The organism is uncultured Veillonella sp., assembly GCF_963524655.1.
Taxonomy (GTDB): Bacteria; Bacillota; Negativicutes; order Veillonellales; family Veillonellaceae; genus Veillonella.
This window is the reverse complement of record NZ_CAURHA010000001.1, coordinates 120140-138721: the sequence shown is the minus strand read 5'-3', so window position 1 is coordinate 138721 and position 18582 is coordinate 120140. Positions and strand designations below refer to the sequence as shown.

Genomic DNA, 18582 nt, shown 5'->3' with positions numbered 1-18582 from the left:
ACAAATATAAAATTGTTATATGACGCGGCACGGCCGCGCCATACAAAACTTGGTATTAGCCAAGTACAACCATGTCGTCGCCAGTGGATACAGTTTGGTTAGCAGAAACGCGTACTTCGGAAACTACAGCATCACGTGGAGCTGCGATTTCGTTTTGCATTTTCATAGCTTCAAGAATCAATAAAGTTTCGCCTCTTTTAACTGCTTGGCCAGCGGATACTGCTACAGATAAGATTTTACCAGGCATTGGAGCTTTTACAGTTTCAGCACCTGCTGGAACTGGAGCTGCTGCTGCAGCTGGAGCTGGTGCTGGTGCAGGAGCTGCTTTAGGAGCTGGAGCTGCTGCTGGAGCTGGAGCTGCTGCAGGAGCTGCGCCTTTTACTTCATTAACTTCTACATCATATGCTGTACCATTTACTGTAACGTTGAATTTTTTCATCTTAAATTCCTCCAAAATGTGTATGTCTACACCAAACTTATAAATATTTTTTACACATATAAATCGGATAATCTCAGTGATTATCTAATTAGGCAATAATCTTATCGATTACCGCGCAAGCGACCTTCCATTTTCCAATTGTAACTAACGATTGGACGGATGTGCGCGATTTGATCAGCGGAATAACCCATTGCCGCTAATGCACCAACGATAACTGCTACTACATCTTGAGATGGAGCTTTACCGTTAGTTGTTGTAGCATTGCTCATTAAAATGCCTCCTAAAATTTTTTAACCTCTACCGCTTAAGCGACCTTCCAAGCGCCATTTAGCACTTGTTGCTGTAGGTCGGATAGATGCAATTTGTTCAGATGAGTACCCCATCGCCACAATGGCACCTACGATAGCTGCTACTACTTCATCCTCATTTTGAGCGGATGCACTTGGTGCAGCAGGAGCTGCTGCTGGAGCTGCAACAGTTGTTTCAGTTTTAGGTACTTCTTTTTTTTTCTTAGTTGGATCGATTAAATGTACGATTTCCATAAGAACACCGAGAAGAATCAACACAACAAACACAACTGTCATATTAATCGCCATAATTAGCCAAGGATTGGTAGTAACTGCTTGTCCTTCCATAATCATTCCCCTTTCTAAAAAAGTAGTAAAGAAAGGTATCTCCCAAATTCGATGATATGTTTACCGAATCGAATTATAATGGAATATTACCATGTTTCTTTGGAGCACGGTTTTCACGTTTGCTTGCAAGCATTGCCAAAGCGTTAATAACTGCTGGACGAGTTTGTTTTGGTTCGATAACTACGTCTACGAAACCACGTTCTGCAGCTTTGTAAGGAGTTGCGAACTCTTCTACATATTTAGCTGTTTTAGCGTCTTTGTCTTCATCTTTCTTGAAGATGATATTAGCTGCGCCAGCAGGACCCATTACAGCGATTTCGGATGTAGGCCAAGCGTATACTTGGTCAGCGCCCAAATCTTGGGAACACATAGCGAGGTAAGAACCGCCGTATGCTTTACGAGTGATAACAGTAATTTTTGGTACTGTTGCTTCAGAGTAAGCATACAACATTTTAGCACCATGACGAATAATACCGCCCCATTCTTGATTTGTGCCAGGCAAGAAACCAGGAACGTCAACGAAGTTAACGATTGGAATATTGAAAGCATCACAGAAACGGATGAAACGGGAAGATTTGTCAGATGCATTGATGTCCAAACAACCAGCCATTACTTTTGGTTGGTTAGCAATGATACCAACGGATTGACCATCAAAACGAGCGAAGCAAGTGATGATATTTGTAGCATAGAATGGTTGTACTTCATAGTATTCGCCATTATCTACAGTAGCTGCGATAACATCTTTCATGTCGTAAGGCATGTTACTGTTATCAGGCAACAAGCTGTTTAAGCCTTCGTCTTCACGAGTTGGATCGTCACCAGTATCTACTAATGGAGCATCTTCCATGTTGTTGGATGGCAAGAAGCCCAATAAGTAGCGGATTTGAGCGATACAATCATCTTCGTTTTCAGCAGCAAAGTGAGCTACACCGGAAACGGAGTTGTGAGCCATTGCACCACCAAGATCTTCAGCTGTTACTTCTTCACCAGTTACAGATTTGATAACTGCAGGACCAGTGATGAACATTTGAGATGTGTGTTTAACCATGTAGATGAAGTCAGTCAATGCTGGAGAATATACAGCACCACCTGCGCATGGACCCATGATTACGGAAATTTGTGGAATAACGCCAGATGCATTTGTATTTTCAAAGAAAATTTTACCGTAACCTGCAAGGGCATCTACTGCTTCTTGAATACGAGCACCGCCGGAGTCGTTGATACCAACGATAGGCGCACCCATTTTCATTGCTAAACGTTGTACTTTAACGATTTTAGCGGCATGCATTTCACCAAGAGAACCACCTTCTACAGTAAAGTCTTGTGCGAATGCGTACACTAAACGACCGTCGATAGTACCATAACCAGTTACTACACCTTCGCCTGGTAATTCTTTCTTTTCTTGACCGAAGTTAACACAACGATGTTTAACAAATTGATCAAGTTCAACGAAAGAATTATCATCGAACAATTTAGCCAAACGTTCGCGAGCAGTCATTTTGCCTTGAGCATGTTGTTTCTCAACGCGTTTTTCACCACCAGCAGCTTTAACTTTAGCTAGTTTCTCGTGCAATAACTCGATTTTTTCCTGCACTGTTGCCATTATAGCACCTCCAAATAAAACTTGTTACAGTATCATTTTATTTCATTAATAATTAAAGTTCAAGCATAATACATATTTAACATATAACTTGAATTTATATGTATATGTATCTCTATAACTCATACATAATGATGTGAATTGGACACTGTATTATTTCATACGTTGACATAATTCAAGCAATACGCCGCCAGTTGCTTTTGGATGTAAGAAAGCAATTGCGGAACCGCCTGCACCATAACGAGGTTTTTCGTCAATCATACGAACGCCTTTAGCCATCAAATCAGCAATAGCATTTTCAATATTATCAACGCGCAATGCAACGTGTTGGATACCATCACGACCGCCGTTTTTCTCGATGAATTTACCGATAGGACCATCTGGAGTTGTAGTTTCTAAGAATTCAAGTTCAGCATCGCCACATGGGAAGAAGGATACTTTTACTTTTTGTTCTTCTACGATTTCATCTTCAGGAAGATGTTCAATACCCAATGCATTTTTGTAGAATTCTTTAGTTGCTGCTAAATCATTAACACCAATACCGATGTGATCCACTTGTAATACTTTAAAAGCCATTTCGATTATCTCCTTTTCAAGGCTAAATCTCTAATGCTATGTAGTCGCCGTCTACTTTAGCACGCTTGTCATTACGCCGTTAACAACTGTGTATGGATCGCTTTCGCGTTCATTAACAGCTGCCACTTGGCTATTGAATTCGTCGCTAGTAATGATTTTTTCAGCTACATAACGACCAATTTGTTCATTAATCATTGCGATGATTTCATCACGAGTACGTTCTGCCCGACGAGATTCCAATTCACCAGAATCTTCAAGATACTCAAAATGTTCATCTAAAGCGTCGATGAGTTCATCTACGCCTTGGTCTTTACTAGCAATTGTGCGCTTAATTGGTGGGCGCCATTTCACTTCACGAGAGTCAAGGTCAAGCATCATTTCAATTTCTACATTCAAACGATCGCAACCATCTCGGTCAGCTTTATTGATAGCAAATACATCGCCGATTTCAAGAATACCCGCTTTGATAGCTTGGATATCATCACCGAGACCAGGAACAAGTACAACTAGTGTAGTATCTGCATTTTTTACGATATCTACTTCAGATTGACCTACCCCTACAGTTTCAATGATAACTAAATCCATGCCAAAGGCATCCATAAGTTTTACAACGTCTGCAGTCTTTTTGGATAAACCACCAAGACTACCACGCGTGCCCATGCTTCGAATGAAAACATTTTCGTTTAATGTTAAGTCGTTCATTCGAATACGGTCCCCCAAGATAGCACCACCAGAGAATGGGCTAGTTGGGTCGATGGCAACGATGCCGATTTTTTTACCTTGATCTAGATAATGTTTAACAACTTTATCTGTCAATGTACTTTTACCAGCACCAGGGGCCCCTGTAATACCGAGAATACGTGCATTCCCTGTTTTAGGGTAAATAGCCTTCATAATATCAATGGCATTTTCATACTCGTTTTCTACAGCTGTGATGGACCGTGCTAAGGCTAGTCGAGAACCTTCAAAAAGGCCTTTAACTAAATCCATTCGCTTCACCACCTATCTTTGAATATGGGAATAGAGGGATTCATCTATTCTAAATGAGTCCCTCTCACCCATGCATTAATTATTTAACGTTTTCGTTGATGAAGTTAACGATATCGCCAGTTGGTGTACCAGGTGTGAATACAGCAGCTACGCCAGCTTCTTTCAAGCCAGGGATATCAGCGTCAGGAATAACGCCACCGCCGATTACAAGTACATCACCCATACCTTTTTCTTTCAAAAGTTCAACAATTTTAGGGAACAATGTGTTGTGAGCACCGGAAAGAAGGGATAATGCAACTACATTAACGTCTTCAGAAAGAGCTGCTTCAACGATTTGTTCTGGAGTTTGACGAAGACCTGTGTAGATTACTTCGAAACCAGCATCGCGAAGAGCGCGTGCTACTACTTTTGCACCACGGTCATGACCATCAAGACCTGGTTTTGCTACGATTACTCTAATACGTTTTTCTGCCATGATTTATTACCTCCGAAATTAGCCGATATTATAATGTGGAATGAGCTTCGTATTCACCGAATACTTCGCGCAATACATTACAAATTTCACCCAAAGTAGCATATGTTTTAACTGCTTCAAGAATTAATGGCATCAAGTTAACGTTTTCGTCAGCTGCGCCAACTTTAAGAGCTGCCAATGCTGCATCAACTGCTGCTTGATCGCGGTTAGCGCGAACTGCTTGAGTTTTCTTGGATTGGTTAACACCTACGGAAGCGTCTACGCGAAGCAAGTCTTTTGGAGCTTCTTCTTCAACTTGGAATTTGTTTACGCCAACGATTGTGCGTAAGCCAGATTCAACTTCCATTTGCCATTTGTAAGCGGATTCTTGAATTTCTTTTTGGATGTAGCCTTTTTCGATTGCTACTACAGCGCCGCCCATTTCATCAATTTTCTTGATGTATTCCATAGCTTCGTCATAGATAGCGTTAGTCATAGCTTCTACATAGTAGGAACCGCCCAATGGGTCAACTACGTCAGCCAAACCAGATTCGTAAGCCACGATTTGTTGAGTACGAAGAGCTACTTGTACAGATGCTTCTGTAGGAAGAGCCAAAGCTTCGTCACGAGAGTTTGTATGTAAGGATTGAGTACCGCCCATTACAGCAGCTGCAGTTTGAAGAGCAACACGAACGATGTTGTTGTCAACTTGTTGTGCAGTCAACATGGAACCAGCTGTTTGAGTATGTACACGAAGCATCATGGATTTTGGTTTTTTAGCACCAAAACGTTCTTTCATGATAGTTGCCCATAAGCGACGGGATGCGCGGAATTTAGCAACTTCTTCAAGTACGTTGTTATGAGCATTCCAGAAGAAGGAAAGACGACCAGCGAAGGAGTCAACGTCAAGACCAGCTTTCAAAGCTGCTTCTACGTACGCGATACCATCTGCAATTGTGAATGCGATTTCTTGCGCTGCTGTGGAACCTGCTTCACGGATGTGGTAACCGGAGATAGAAATTGTATTCCATTTTGGAACGTATTGAGAACAATATTCGAAGATATTAGTGATCAAACGCATGGAAGGTTTTGGAGGGAAAATGTAAGTACCGCGAGCTGCATACTCTTTCAAAATATCATTTTGAATTGTACCCATCAATTCAGTGGAAGGTACACCTTGTTTTTCAGCTACTGCGATATACATTGCCAACAAAACGGACGCTGGAGCGTTGATTGTCATGGATGTGGATACTTTGCCAAGGTCGATGCCGTCGAACAAGATTTCCATATCTTTCAAGGAGTCGATCGCAACACCTACTTTACCAACTTCGCCTTCAGCCATAACGTCATCAGAGTCATAACCGATTTGTGTAGGCAAGTCGAATGCACAGGAAAGACCAGTTGCACCGGACTCGATTAGGTAACGGTAACGTTTGTTGGATTCTTCAGCAGTTGCGAAACCTGCGTACATACGCATTGTCCAGAAACGGCCACGGTACATAGTAGGTTGTACACCACGAGTATAAGGGAATTCGCCAGGCATCCCCAAATCGCGTTCATAGTCGAAACCTTCGATATCAACTGGTGTATACACACGGTTGTATTTCAAGTTTTGACGTTCTGGAGTTTTTGCACTTCTTTCGTCACAAAGTTTGTTATACTCAGCAATTTGGGCTTTTAAGTTTTCGTAAGCCATGTTTTCATCATCCTCCTAAAAAAACAGGTTATTTTTTCATGCTTCCAGTTTCTGTGAAGCGTTTATGCCAAGAAAGAGCTTCGTCAAGCAACATAGGTGTATGGGCATTCTTTGTTGCTTCTAATGCTTTTTCTAGGTATTCAGTTAACATTGGTTTGTAGTCTGGGTGAGCACATTTTTCAATGATCAAACGAGCTCTTTCCACTGGGCTCAAACCACGGCAGTCAGCCACACCTTGTTCTGTACAGAAAATCATAGTGTCATGTTCTGTATGATCTACGTGAGATACATAAGGAACGATGGAACTGATATCACCGTTTTTAGCAACGGAGTTAGTACAGAAGATTGTGAGGTATGCGCTACGAGCGAAGTCGCCGGAGCCGCCAACACCGTTCATCATTTTGCTACCCATAATATGAGTAGAGTTTACATTGCCAAAAATATCAAATTCAATTGCAGTATTCATGGCAATAACGCCAAGGCGTCTTGCGATACCAGGGTTGTTGGAAATTTCTTGAGGGCGAAGAATAATTTTTTTACGGTATTCATCGATATTGTCATAGAAACGTTTCAACCCGTCTGGAGAAGGACTCAATGCAGTACCGGAACATACAGTTACTTTATCTGCATCGATAAGGTCAAACATACCATCTTGAATAACTTCTGTGAAGATAGACAAGTTAGTGAATGGACCTTTAGCAAGACCACTGATTACAGCGTTTGCTACGGAACCTACACCAGATTGCAATGGAAGCAAGTTTTCTGGCAAGCGACCACCTTTGATTTCTTCTTGGAAGAATTCAATTAAGTGTTGGCTCATTGCTTTTGCATCATCATCGATAGGAGCTAGAGGTCTAGTTGTATCAGGGATGTCGCAAGGAACGATAGCCACGATTTTTGCAGGATCGCAAGGAATTGCGTCAGTACCAATGCGATCACCAGCAGTTTCCAATGGAATTGGTTTACGGAATGGTGGATCGAGTGGTTCGTAAATATCATGCATGCCTACCAAAGATAATGGTTGGGATACGTTAACTTCTACGATAACTTTTTTTGCCTTGTTCACAAATGTTGGAGAGTTACCAACAGATGTTGTAGGAACAATGGAACCATCTTCGTTAATTTGTACAGCTTCGATAATTGCTACATCTAAATCGCCAAAGAAGCCATAACGAACGTTTTGTGCCATCAAGCTTAAATGCATGTCGATATAATTAATTTTACCGCCATTTAAAGCTTTACGAGTGTCATTGTTAGTTTGATATGGGAAACGACGATTAATACCGTTAACGCGAGTTAACGCACCGTCAGCTTCATCACCTACGGAAGCACCTGTCCACAAATCGATTTTGAATGGTTCTTTTTCCATTCTTTCTGCCAATGCCAATGGCACAGCTTTTGCATAACCAGATGGAGTAAAGCCGGAAATACCAACTTTATCGTTAGGGTTAATCAAAAGAGCTGCTTCAGAAGCAGTGACAATTTTACCTTGGAGGGCCGCACTTTTTACGCGGTCTTTGATGTCTATCACCATTACCATCTCCTTTAAGAGTAACATTGTATAAACGACAGTTTGATCTCTTGGTCGTTCCTTAAACCGACTTCATCGTAGTCCAGAACCAATGTATTGTCAACTTATATGACTAAAATGTATTTTTTTATACACTTCACTAGTGCATTATGACTAAAACGCATAGATTTTCATATTTTCACATAAGTTTTATTCACATCGTTATAACTCACAGGAATTATCGATTTAGTAGTATATATTGATGTTTTTCGGTTAAATCGAACTATCTCTATACAACATATAGAACCTTTTCAATATAAAAACAACATCTTAAACACAAGAAATGAACCACACACCTCCCTATAAAAATACAATGATATGCAAAAAACCGGCTTTCAAATGCTAACGATAATGTTCAATTATGTCTAACATTAGAAAACCGGTTAATAATACTTATACTTTACCCTACCAAGGTATGTATTAATTATACCATATTATGAAATTATATAGCTACCATAAAATATACTAATTATACACAATATAACTATTATATATGGTCACTCGTTGAAAGTTGTACTTTCACAAAGGCCCCCACCCAGCCTAGCAATTGCCAAAATACAATTGTCACTTGATGGCTATAGAGCTCAAAGTCAGATAAACCACTAACGAGAACAGCTACAGCTAAGGCACCTACACCTATTTGCGCTGCTTGTCTGAATAGATCCCCTTTTAATCGTATAGATGTAATAACATGACCTACGATAACTGCGAGGAATGATAACAACCCAGGGATACCTATTTCGGCTAAAATATTCAAATATAAATTGTGGGCATGATACATTAATATATTAGGCCCTTGAATATAATAGTTATACTCAGGGTAGACTAAGTAGAATGTATTCCAGCCAATACCAAAGATAGGATTTTCTCGTATGATATATGTCGTGCTATCCCACAATGCCCACCGAAGATCTGCTGACGTATCGTGACCTTGGAATATAGACCAAAGTCGTGACGCAATCTCACCTTCATAGAAGTACAGAATAATTGGTACTGCTAGCAAGGATAGGAATAGACGCCGTTCTACAAAGATAGCCCAATAGAGAATCATAGCGGCAAAGCTAATCCAAATACCACGAGAATAGGTTAAGAGCATCGTTAAGAATAAAACGATACCTATGATAAGCATCGTCACCACGTCACGGGTGCGATTTTCTTTCATATAAACGAGAATATAACTAATGCATACGCTTAACACCATCAACAAATAAGCCCCTAACAAGTTAGGATTTTGTAATGTTGATGCCATGCGGCGCATCAATTTCGGAAACTGTGCAGCATCTACCCATTCTTTTATATGTATATTAGGAACAAATAGATACTGATAGGCCCCTATAACACAGACAAGAACTGCGGTGCCTAAAAAAGCACGTAGAAAATAGTTCCATTGTTTAGGCGTTTGAATATAGGTACGCACTAAGTAGTACATCCCACCACCTGCTAAAATTTGATAGAACCAACTCTGAATAGACCAGTCCCAGTTTGGTGACATGAGCGATGATAAACCAGTCCAGATAACAAAGATCATCACGGACCAAGATAGATATCCGGTAGGTAAGCTCAAAGACTTACTAGATATTAAATCATATAGCGCCAGTCCTATAGCCAACCAAAGGAGTACATCCCCTACCATCGGTTGCAACGGCATAGCCACTACAACACCGTAAATTAGCCGTTCAATATAAAAGGTCAGTCGCTTCTGATTAGGAATAAGTGAGAGTTCCATAATCTCACCTTAGTGACTCATCTCATGGTTAAACCACTGACGAGCATCCCCTAGAATATATAACGAACCGCATACGGCAATAATATCACCAGTCTTAGTATGCTTATAGGCCAATGCTAAAGCCTCCTCAACAGAGTCAGCAGTTTGAGCCGTCGCCTTTGGTACAGTGCGTCGAATGACCTCAACTAAAGCTTCAGGTACTTCCGTTCTATCTGTTGGAGCCGGTACAACTAAAACTGTATCCCCTGCTTTAACAACCTCACGAATGATAGCCTCTTGGTTCTTATCTTTAAGAATGGCCATAACAATTGTTTTTGGAGTATCTTTATACAATTCATCATAAGTCATACCGAAAGATTCAGCCCCTGCCGCATTATGGGCACCATCAAAGATAAAGGTGCGATCTAGACCGCGTTTAACTTCGAAACGACCAGCCCACGTAGTACGCGCAAAACCTTCGCGCATTGTTTCTTCACTAATACTCTTATCGTCTTGCATCAATAGGCGCACAGCCATTAACGCACAAGCGAGGTTTACAGATTGGTGAATACCTGCCATCGTCGTAAAGAGCATAGCAGGCGCTGCATCATTAGTACTGACCGTAATCATTTGACCACCCGTTACAGCACTTCGACTATCGATGCCAAAATCTTTATTGAAAGCATACAGCTTAGCATTCTTTTCTTTGGCTACGTCCTCAATAATACTGAGAGGCGTACCTTGTGCAGCTGTTACGATAGGTACTTTAGATTTAATGATACCCGCCTTATGACGTGCAATTTCCTCAACAGTATCACCACAGTACGCTTGATGATCCATAGATACATTAGTAATAACAGATACGTTAGGAGTAACGATATTAGTAGAGTCTAGCAATCCACCTAAACCAACTTCTACTACTGCATAATCTACGCCTTGTTCTTTAAAGAACAATAATGCGGCTGCCGTCAACATTTCAAATTGCGTCGGTGCCTCTACTCCATTACTGATGATAGTATCTACTGCTGCTTTTACACGATTGATTAATTCACCGAAGGCTTCCTCTGTAATATTTCCATCATTAATTTGAATTCGCTCCGTATAGGATTGAAGGTGAGGCGATGTAAATCGCCCCACCCGTAATCCACTTGTAAACAGTGCGTAGGAAATATATGAGGTAACCGAGCCCTTACCATTCGTACCCGTCACATGAACAATTTTATAGTCCTCTTGCGGATTCCCAAGGGCTTCCATAAGACCTGTAATTCGTTCAAGGCCAGGCTTAATACCGAATGAGGATGCCTGTTCTAAATAGGCTAAGGCCTCTTGATATGTCATATAAACCTCCTATTATAAGGTTTCAAGGAACGCTTCACGTTCCAATAACGCTTGTTGTTTTTGTTTATATTCTTCTAACTTTTCTTTTTCTTTCGCTACTACAGCTTCAGGAGCTTTTGCAAGGAATCCTTGGTTGGACAATTTACCTTCCAAACGGGAAATTTCTTTTTCCATTTGAATTTTTTCCTTTGCAATACGCTCTTTTTCTTTCTCACCGTCGATTAAGTCTTTAAGCAAGAGATATACTTCCATACCATTTACAACTGTTACGGTCGCATTTTCTGGTTTAGCGTCGTTGGCATCGAGGATCGTTACCTTCTCAGCCCAAGCCAATGTTACGAAGTAATCGCTATGGTCTGCTACAGTTTGAGCTAATGCAGCATCTGTAGGCGCCACGATAACCTCAGCTTTTTTACCTAACGGCACGTTCATTTCAGCACGCATGTTACGAATGCCTTTAATAGCATCCATCATCACTTCCATTTGACGAGCTGCGCCGTCAAGATTGTCGAAGCTCAATGCTTCTGGCCATTTAGTAACTACGATGCTATCCCCTTCATGAGGCAAGTGTTGCCAAATATGTTCTGTTACGAACGGCATGAACGGATGTAACAATTCAAGCATGTGACGCAAGATGGTTACGAGCAAGTATTGAACTGTACGACGATCGCGTTCATTGCTTTCACTATACAAACGAGGTTTCGCCAATTCAATATACCAGTCACAGTACGTATTCCAAATGAAGTCATATACAGAACTTGCCGCTTCACCTAATTCAAATTTATCGAGGTTAGATGTTACGCTTTGTACTGTTTCATTGTATTTTTGAATAATCCATTGATCAGCTAATGTTAAATCATCTGCAGTTGGAACGAAGCTTTCATCATAATTCGTAAGATTCATCAATACGAATTTAGAAGCATTCCAAATCTTGTTAGCAAAGTTACGGTTCGCTTCCACACGCTCCATGTAGAAACGCATGTCATTACCAGGTGTATTGCCTGTTACAAGAGTGAAACGCAATGCATCGGCACCAAATTGGTCAATAACATCGAGTGGATTAATACCATTTCCTAAGGATTTACTCATCTTACGACCTTGGCTATCGCGAACAAGACCGTGGATGAATACGTGTTTGAACGGAATTTCATCTTCGAATTCAAGAGCCATGAAGATCATACGCGCTACCCAGAAGAAGATAATATCGTAACCAGTTACGAGAACACTTGTTGGGTACCATTGTTTAAGCTCTGGAGTTTGGTCAGGCCAGCCCATCGTAGCAAATGGCCACAAGCCAGAGCTGAACCATGTATCAAGAACGTCCGGATCTTGTGTTACATGACCGTGACAATGAGGACATTCCGTAATGTCTTCACGACTTACGATAGTTTCACCGCAGTCATCACAGTACCATGCAGGAATGCGATGGCCCCACCATAATTGACGAGAAATCGTCCAGTCGCGGATATTTTCAAGCCAGTTTACATATGTTTTAGTGAAGCGTTCAGGCACAAACTCTACTTCATGGTCTTTAACAACTTTAAGAGCTGGCTCTGCCAACGGTTTCATATCTACGAACCATTGTTTAGATACCATTGGTTCGATAATTGTATTACAACGGGAGCAATGACCTACCGCATGGTCATGGTCATCAATTTTTTCAAGCAAGCCTAACTCTTGAAGTTCAGCTACTACTTGTTTACGCGCTTGTTCACGAGGCAAGCCATTAAACTTACCTGCCCCTTCATTCATTGTCGCATCATTGTTCATAACAACGATAGATTCTAAATCGTGGCGTTGGCCCATTTCAAAGTCATTAGGGTCATGAGCAGGCGTAATTTTTACACAACCTGTACCGAAGCTTGCATCTACATAGTCATCGGCAATTACAGGAATCTCACGGTTAACGAATGGTAATACCAAAGTTTTACCGATAAGGTCTTTATAACGATCATCTTCAGGGTTTACCGCTACAGCCACATCACCAAACATGGTTTCTGGACGTGTGGTAGCTACTACCACGAAGCGATTATCTTCACCTTTTACAGGATATTTAATATGCCATAAATGGCCGTGTTCATCTTCATGTTCAACTTCTACATCAGATAAAGCTGTGGCGCAACGAGGGCACCAGTTGATAATGCGCTCACCGCGATAGATCAAACCTTTTTCATAAAGCTTTACGAATACTTCACGCACTGCATGATAGTAACCATCATCCAATGTAAAGCGTTCGCGAGTCCAGTCACAAGATGCGCCAAGGCTACGGATTTGTTTAACGATAGTATCACCGTATTCTTTTTTCCATTCCCATACGCGTTCTACGAACTTCTCACGACCTAAATCATAGCGAGATTTGCCCTCTTCTTTAGCGAGCATTTCTCTTCTACTTTGATTTGAGTAGCAATACCAGCGTGGTCAGTACCAGGCATCCACAATACATTGTAACCTTGCATGCGTTTAAAACGGATGAGGATATCTTGCAACGTATTATCTAGCGCATGGCCCATGTGAAGCATACCAGTTACATTAGGAGGCGGCAAGACGATACTAAATGGCTCTTTATTAGTGTCTACTTCTTCGTGAAAGTATCCTTGATTTTCCCAATAAGAATACCATTTCCCTTCTATTTCACCGGGATTATAAGTGGTTAAATTTTCGTAGGTTTTCATCGTTCCTCCTAAAAATACTCCTTAGCGCTTCATAATCTTAGCCAATACAAATAGGCTCGTTTCATATAGCAATATCATAGGTAATGCAATCATCGTTTGAGAGAACATATCCGGTGTTGGTGAAATGACAGCACCTATGATAAAGGATATAAGAATAAATATCTTTCGTTTCGTTTTTAAAAAACGTGATGTTATTAAGTTGAAATATCCCAAGATGATTAAAATCAACGGCAATTCAAAGATAAATCCAAAAGGCAGTACAAAGGACAACACAAAATCCATATACTGACCAATGGAAAACAGCGGTTGTAATTCATCGGTAGCAAAGCCCATGAAGAACTTCACGGCCGCCGGCAATACAAGAAAATAAGAAAATACAATGCCAATTCCGAATAAACCAATCGCTTCCGGTTAGTTACAGTTGGTCAACTTTTTTTCTCGCTCTGTTTGGGCAGGCTTTACAAAGAGCCAAATCTGATGCAGTATAATAGGCGCTGCTATAATGAGCCCCCCTACTATAGATACTTTCATATATGTAAAGAAAGCTTCAGTAGGTTTCATATAATAGAGCTTGCCCGCAGGCTTGAGGAGTATTTCTAATAATACATCTACATAATAGTAAGAAATACAGGTCCCCACAATAATGGCCACCGCCATCAGAATAAGCCGTTTTCTCAATTCAGATAGATGTCCTACAAGGGATAGCTCCCGAGCTTCATCCATCATTTTCTGTTCCATTTCAGTATAAAGAGGTTCATTCTCTGGGTCCTCAGGAACTTGTAAATTTGCCACCTTATACCGTTCTTGCTCTGCTTTTTGCTCTGCTTCACGCCGTTTTTGACGAACTACACTATCAAAAGAAGGTTTTTTTATGGGATATTCGAAATCCTGTTTTGGTTCGAACGGCTCCATATTATACCTTTCTATCAGCTAGATTTTCTACAGCCATCACAAGGAATTCCTTCCCTGGAAAATCACGTATAGCTTCAAGAGCAGCAAAAGCATCTTTACAATATTTATCAGCTAACGCTAATGTATTGTCGATACCGCCTTGAGCGATAACGTAATCGATAATATCTTGCTCATTACCGCCATTATTCAAGGCTTTAATATCTGCAAGCAATCTATCTTTATTGTCATCATTTACGATACTTAATAAAGGATAGGTCAATAAACCTTCACGTAGGTCATTCCCCACAGGTTTACCTGTAGTTTCAGTCGTTTCACGATAGTCCATGATATCATCTGTAATTTGGAATGCCATACCTAAAGCGTGACCGTATTTTTTCAACTCAACGATTTCAGACTCACTCCAGCCCCCTAAGAGACCACCAAGCTCCATGCAACCTTCCATGAAGTCCGCTGTTTTCTTTTGAGTCTTAGTCATATAGCGCTCAATCCCTTGATCGATACGATATACGTCTTCCATCTGCATGAACTCGCCTTCAACGAGACATGTAATGATATGAGAGAAAATTTGTAAATACTTCATATCGGGCATTTCAGATACGATCTGGAATGCTTTGGCAAACAAGTAATCCCCACTAAGAATGGCGACTTTATTGCCTTTGTGCATATGAATTGTATCTTCACCGCGACGAATCTCAGCTTGATCTAATACATCATCGTGAATCAGTGTTGCTAAATGAAGCATTTCTACGGCTTCTGCAATTCTAATGCGCTGACGTTCTACAGATGTGCCTGCATTGGCAATCAGTAAACATAATTGAGCGCGTAAACGCTTGCCACCAGCCGCTGATAATGGTCGAATCAGTGCATTAAAGTCTTCTGCACCGGTATTAAAAGATGATGCAAGAGATTCTTCAACGCCCTCTAAATCTAGAGCAATGCGTTCCATAATCTCTAACTCATTGGTTTGACTCATGCTTCATCTCCTACTAGAACTGTATTGATGCGTTGTTGTAAAAGCTCACGACCTGTATGTTTTAAGGAGCTATATAAAATAGGCGGTGTATCCGTTGGATACATTTCCTTAATTTTAGCCAAGTTCGCAGACTTTTCTTTAGCTGTTAGCTTGTCAGCTTTAGTAACTACAATTTGTAGTGGCACACCAGCCTCAACAAGCCAGTCATAGGCCACCTTATCAATAGGCATCTCTGGATGACGACCATCGATAAGTAAGCACAACAACATCAATCGTTCAGAATGTAAAATATAATCGGCAATAAAGGAAGACCACAAATTGCGGTTTCCTTTATTTGTCTTTGCAAAACCATACCCAGGAAGGTCTACGAGGAACCAATTATATCTGCGTTCCTCTGTTTCAGAAATATCCTCTTTTGACTCAATGTCAAAATAGTTTATCGTCTTTGTCTTACCTGGCTGGCCACTAACGAGGGCTAACCCACGATAATTACACAACGAGTTAATCAACGAAGATTTGCCCACATTAGAGCGTCCTAGGAAAGCGATTTCCACAGTATCCCCTTCAGGATATTGATCCGCCTTCACACAGGAGGTATTATATTTTGCGGCTATAATACGAGGCCCCTTCGGTTCTTTTCGCGTATATTGTGGTTTTGGCCCCATTTGTTTAGTGGATTTTTTCTTTTTTTGCATTACACAAGTGCCTTTGCTAATACTTCATCCATTGTCTTAACTGGCGTAATAATGAGTCCTTCTTTTACAATGTCAGGTAATTCTGCAATATCCTTTTCATTGCCTTTTGGAATCAATACCTCTTTAATGCCATGAGACAAGGCTGCTAATAATTTCTCTTTTAAACCGCCTATTGGCAATACGCGGCCACGCAATGTAATTTCACCAGTCATGGCAATATCAGAACGAACCTTGCGGTTTGTCAAAATAGATACCATAGCCAATGTCATTGTAATACCTGCAGAAGGACCATCTTTAGGCGTTGCCCCTTCTGGCAAGTGAACGTGAATATCTAGTTTCTTATAGAAATCTTCTTCAATTTTTAATGCTTTTGCATTGTGGCGAATGTAACTCATAGCTGCTTGGCCAGATTCTTGCATAACCTTGCCGAGGCTGCCAGTTAATGCCAATTTACCGGTACCATTCATAGTCGTAGCTTCACAAGGTAATACTACGCCACCAACAGAAGTCCAAGCTAAGCCATTTACATAGCCAACTTGCGGTTTCTTTTCCCGTTCTTGATCAACGAAAATCGGAGCACCTAAGAACTCATGAAGATTCTTAGTCGTTACTTTTGGTGCATCGCCACCTTCTTCGACTACTTTGAAAGCAATTTTACGGCAAATCTTAGCAATTGTTTTTTCTAAGGTACGAACACCCGCTTCGCGAGTATATTCGGAAATTACTTTTCTCAACACAGCATCAGATAATTTAACCTTGTAGTCTTCAAGGCCATTTTTCTTAATTTGCTTAGGAGTTAAGTAACGCTTAGCGATTTCTAGTTTCTCTTCTTCCATATAACTGGACAATTCAATGATTTCCATACGGTCTAACAAAGGACCAGGAATATTGGATGCTACGTTAGCCGTAGTAATCCAGAATACTTCGGAGAAGTCGAACGGTACTTCGATGAAGTGATCGCTAAATGTACTATTTTGTTCAGGATCCAACACCTCTAACAATGCAGAGGATGGATCACCTTTATAATCAGATGCGAGTTTATCAATTTCATCCAGTAAGAATACAGGATTCTTAGTACCTACATTCTTTAGACCTTGGATCATGCGACCCGGCAATGCGCCAATATACGTACGACGATGACCGCGGATTTCAGCTTCATCGCGAACACCACCCAAGGATGCACGGATAAACTTACGATTCATCGATTTAGCAATAGATGTGGCCAAGGATGTTTTACCAACCCCTGGTGGGCCAACTAAGCAGAGAATGGAACCACTATTTTTACCAGTTAACTTACGAACAGCTAAGAATTCAAGGATGCGTTTTTTTACCTTTTCAAGGCCATAATGGTCAGCATCAAGCATCGCATGAGCTTCCTTGATGTCTAAGCGGTCTTCAGTTAATTCATTCCACGGTAACGCCAATACCCAATCTAGGTAATTGCGCAAAATTGTTGCTTCTGGCATCAATTGTGGCATGCGGCTATAACGAGAAATTTCTTTATCAATACGCGTATGTACATCTTCACTTAAGTTAAGCGCTTTCAATTTGACGCGTAATTCTTCTGCTTCTTCCTCTGGATCACCTTTGTCACCCAATTCATCGTGGATAACTCGAATTTTTTCGCGCAAGAAATATTCTTTTTGCGCTTTTTCCATGGATTGTCGCACTTGGTTATTAATGGAATTTTCCAAATCAGAGATTTGTAGCTCCATATTTAAGATGCCTACAATCATATTTAGACGACGAGCTACAGATAATTCCTCTAGTAACTCTTGGCGTTTTAAATTATTGATCGGCAACAAGAATGCAACTTGATCAGCTAATTCACATGGATCACGCAATTCCATAACGCGCGTTACCCCTTCATCTGTAACAGATTTAGCTTCTTCTGCCCATTCACCGAATTTAGACTGTACAAGACGACGGTAAGCTTCTAGCTCTACATCGTCTTCGAACTCAGAGGCTACGCGTTCGTAGTCCCCTACATAGTACGGATCCATACTTGTAATATTCATTACGCGAATACGTGTAATGCCCTCTACAAGAACACGTACAATACCACCTGGTAAGCGTAACATTTGCTTGATTTTTACTAATGTACCCATTTGGGCTAAATCATGAACGGTCGGTGCATCAACAGCATCATCCTTTTGGGTCACAACTGCTAAAATGCGATCCTCGTTCATCGCGGCCTCTACCGCTTTAATGGATTTGTCTCGACCGATATCGAGGTGAATCACGATATTTGGGTATACAACCATGCCTCTAAGAGGTACGGTAGGGATCCCAATTTCGAGTAAATTCATACTTCCTCCAGGTATTTA

Annotated in this window: 14 protein-coding genes and 2 pseudogenes; all 16 read right to left on the bottom strand. The window is 40.9% G+C overall.

What is annotated here, in order from left to right:
- Nucleotides 1-55: 55 nt before the first annotated feature.
- The 16 genes and pseudogenes from RYM16_RS00610 to lon all read right to left on the bottom strand — a co-directional run bounded on the left by RYM16_RS00610 (nt 56) and on the right by lon (nt 18564).
- Entirely contained in the window at nt 56-439 is a 384-nt protein-coding gene (locus RYM16_RS00610) for a biotin/lipoyl-containing protein (RefSeq protein ID WP_314981726.1), read from the bottom strand.
- A gap of 101 nt (nt 440-540) precedes the next feature.
- Complete coding sequence (locus RYM16_RS00605) at nt 541-708, bottom strand: hypothetical protein (RefSeq protein WP_004696483.1); 168 nt, start codon at nt 706-708, stop codon at nt 541-543.
- Between the two features lie 21 nt (nt 709-729).
- Nucleotides 730-1074 (bottom strand): OadG family protein, encoded by a 345-nt coding sequence (locus RYM16_RS00600; RefSeq protein ID WP_314981724.1) that lies wholly within the window; start codon nt 1072-1074, stop codon nt 730-732.
- 73 nt (nt 1075-1147) lie between these two features.
- Nucleotides 1148-2677, bottom strand: coding sequence for a carboxyl transferase domain-containing protein (locus RYM16_RS00595; RefSeq protein ID WP_298710717.1), 1530 nt, complete (start codon nt 2675-2677; stop codon nt 1148-1150).
- Between the two features lie 150 nt (nt 2678-2827).
- Nucleotides 2828-3250: a methylmalonyl-CoA epimerase gene (gene mce, locus RYM16_RS00590; RefSeq protein ID WP_009351265.1), complete on the bottom strand. Its 423-nt coding sequence runs from the start codon at nt 3248-3250 to the stop codon at nt 2828-2830.
- A gap of 51 nt (nt 3251-3301) precedes the next feature.
- On the bottom strand, nt 3302-4240 hold the full coding sequence (meaB, locus tag RYM16_RS00585; protein WP_288187718.1) for a methylmalonyl Co-A mutase-associated GTPase MeaB: 939 nt from the start codon (nt 4238-4240) through the stop codon (nt 3302-3304).
- A gap of 79 nt (nt 4241-4319) precedes the next feature.
- Nucleotides 4320-4715, bottom strand: coding sequence for a cobalamin B12-binding domain-containing protein (locus RYM16_RS00580; protein WP_009351185.1), 396 nt, complete (start codon nt 4713-4715; stop codon nt 4320-4322).
- Nucleotides 4716-4743: 28 nt separating this feature from the next.
- Entirely contained in the window at nt 4744-6390 is a 1647-nt protein-coding gene (locus tag RYM16_RS00575) for a methylmalonyl-CoA mutase (protein ID WP_105098825.1), read from the bottom strand.
- Nucleotides 6391-6418: 28 nt separating this feature from the next.
- Nucleotides 6419-7924: an acetyl-CoA hydrolase/transferase family protein gene (locus tag RYM16_RS00570; protein WP_314981723.1), complete on the bottom strand. Its 1506-nt coding sequence runs from the start codon at nt 7922-7924 to the stop codon at nt 6419-6421.
- A gap of 523 nt (nt 7925-8447) precedes the next feature.
- Nucleotides 8448-9686: an O-antigen ligase family protein gene (locus RYM16_RS00565; protein ID WP_314981721.1), complete on the bottom strand. Its 1239-nt coding sequence runs from the start codon at nt 9684-9686 to the stop codon at nt 8448-8450.
- A 9-nt stretch (nt 9687-9695) separates the two neighbouring features.
- Nucleotides 9696-11003, bottom strand: coding sequence for a folylpolyglutamate synthase/dihydrofolate synthase family protein (locus tag RYM16_RS00560; RefSeq protein ID WP_314981719.1), 1308 nt, complete (start codon nt 11001-11003; stop codon nt 9696-9698).
- A gap of 12 nt (nt 11004-11015) precedes the next feature.
- A pseudogene (locus RYM16_RS00555) lies at nt 11016-13675 on the bottom strand (valine--tRNA ligase).
- Between the two features lie 21 nt (nt 13676-13696).
- Nucleotides 13697-14587, bottom strand: a pseudogene (gene tatC, locus RYM16_RS00550) (twin-arginine translocase subunit TatC).
- 1 nt (nt 14588) lies between these two features.
- Nucleotides 14589-15560, bottom strand: a complete 972-nt coding sequence (locus tag RYM16_RS00545) for a polyprenyl synthetase family protein (RefSeq protein ID WP_314981717.1) — start codon at nt 15558-15560, stop codon at nt 14589-14591.
- Entirely contained in the window at nt 15557-16255 is a 699-nt protein-coding gene (gene yihA, locus RYM16_RS00540; protein ID WP_105081973.1) for a ribosome biogenesis GTP-binding protein YihA/YsxC, read from the bottom strand. Before yihA ends, RYM16_RS00545 begins: the two co-directional genes overlap by 4 nt.
- Nucleotides 16255-18564, bottom strand: coding sequence for an endopeptidase La (gene lon, locus RYM16_RS00535; protein ID WP_105081974.1), 2310 nt, complete (start codon nt 18562-18564; stop codon nt 16255-16257). The genes yihA and lon overlap by 1 nt, the downstream gene beginning before the upstream one ends.
- Nucleotides 18565-18582: the final 18 nt, after the last annotated feature.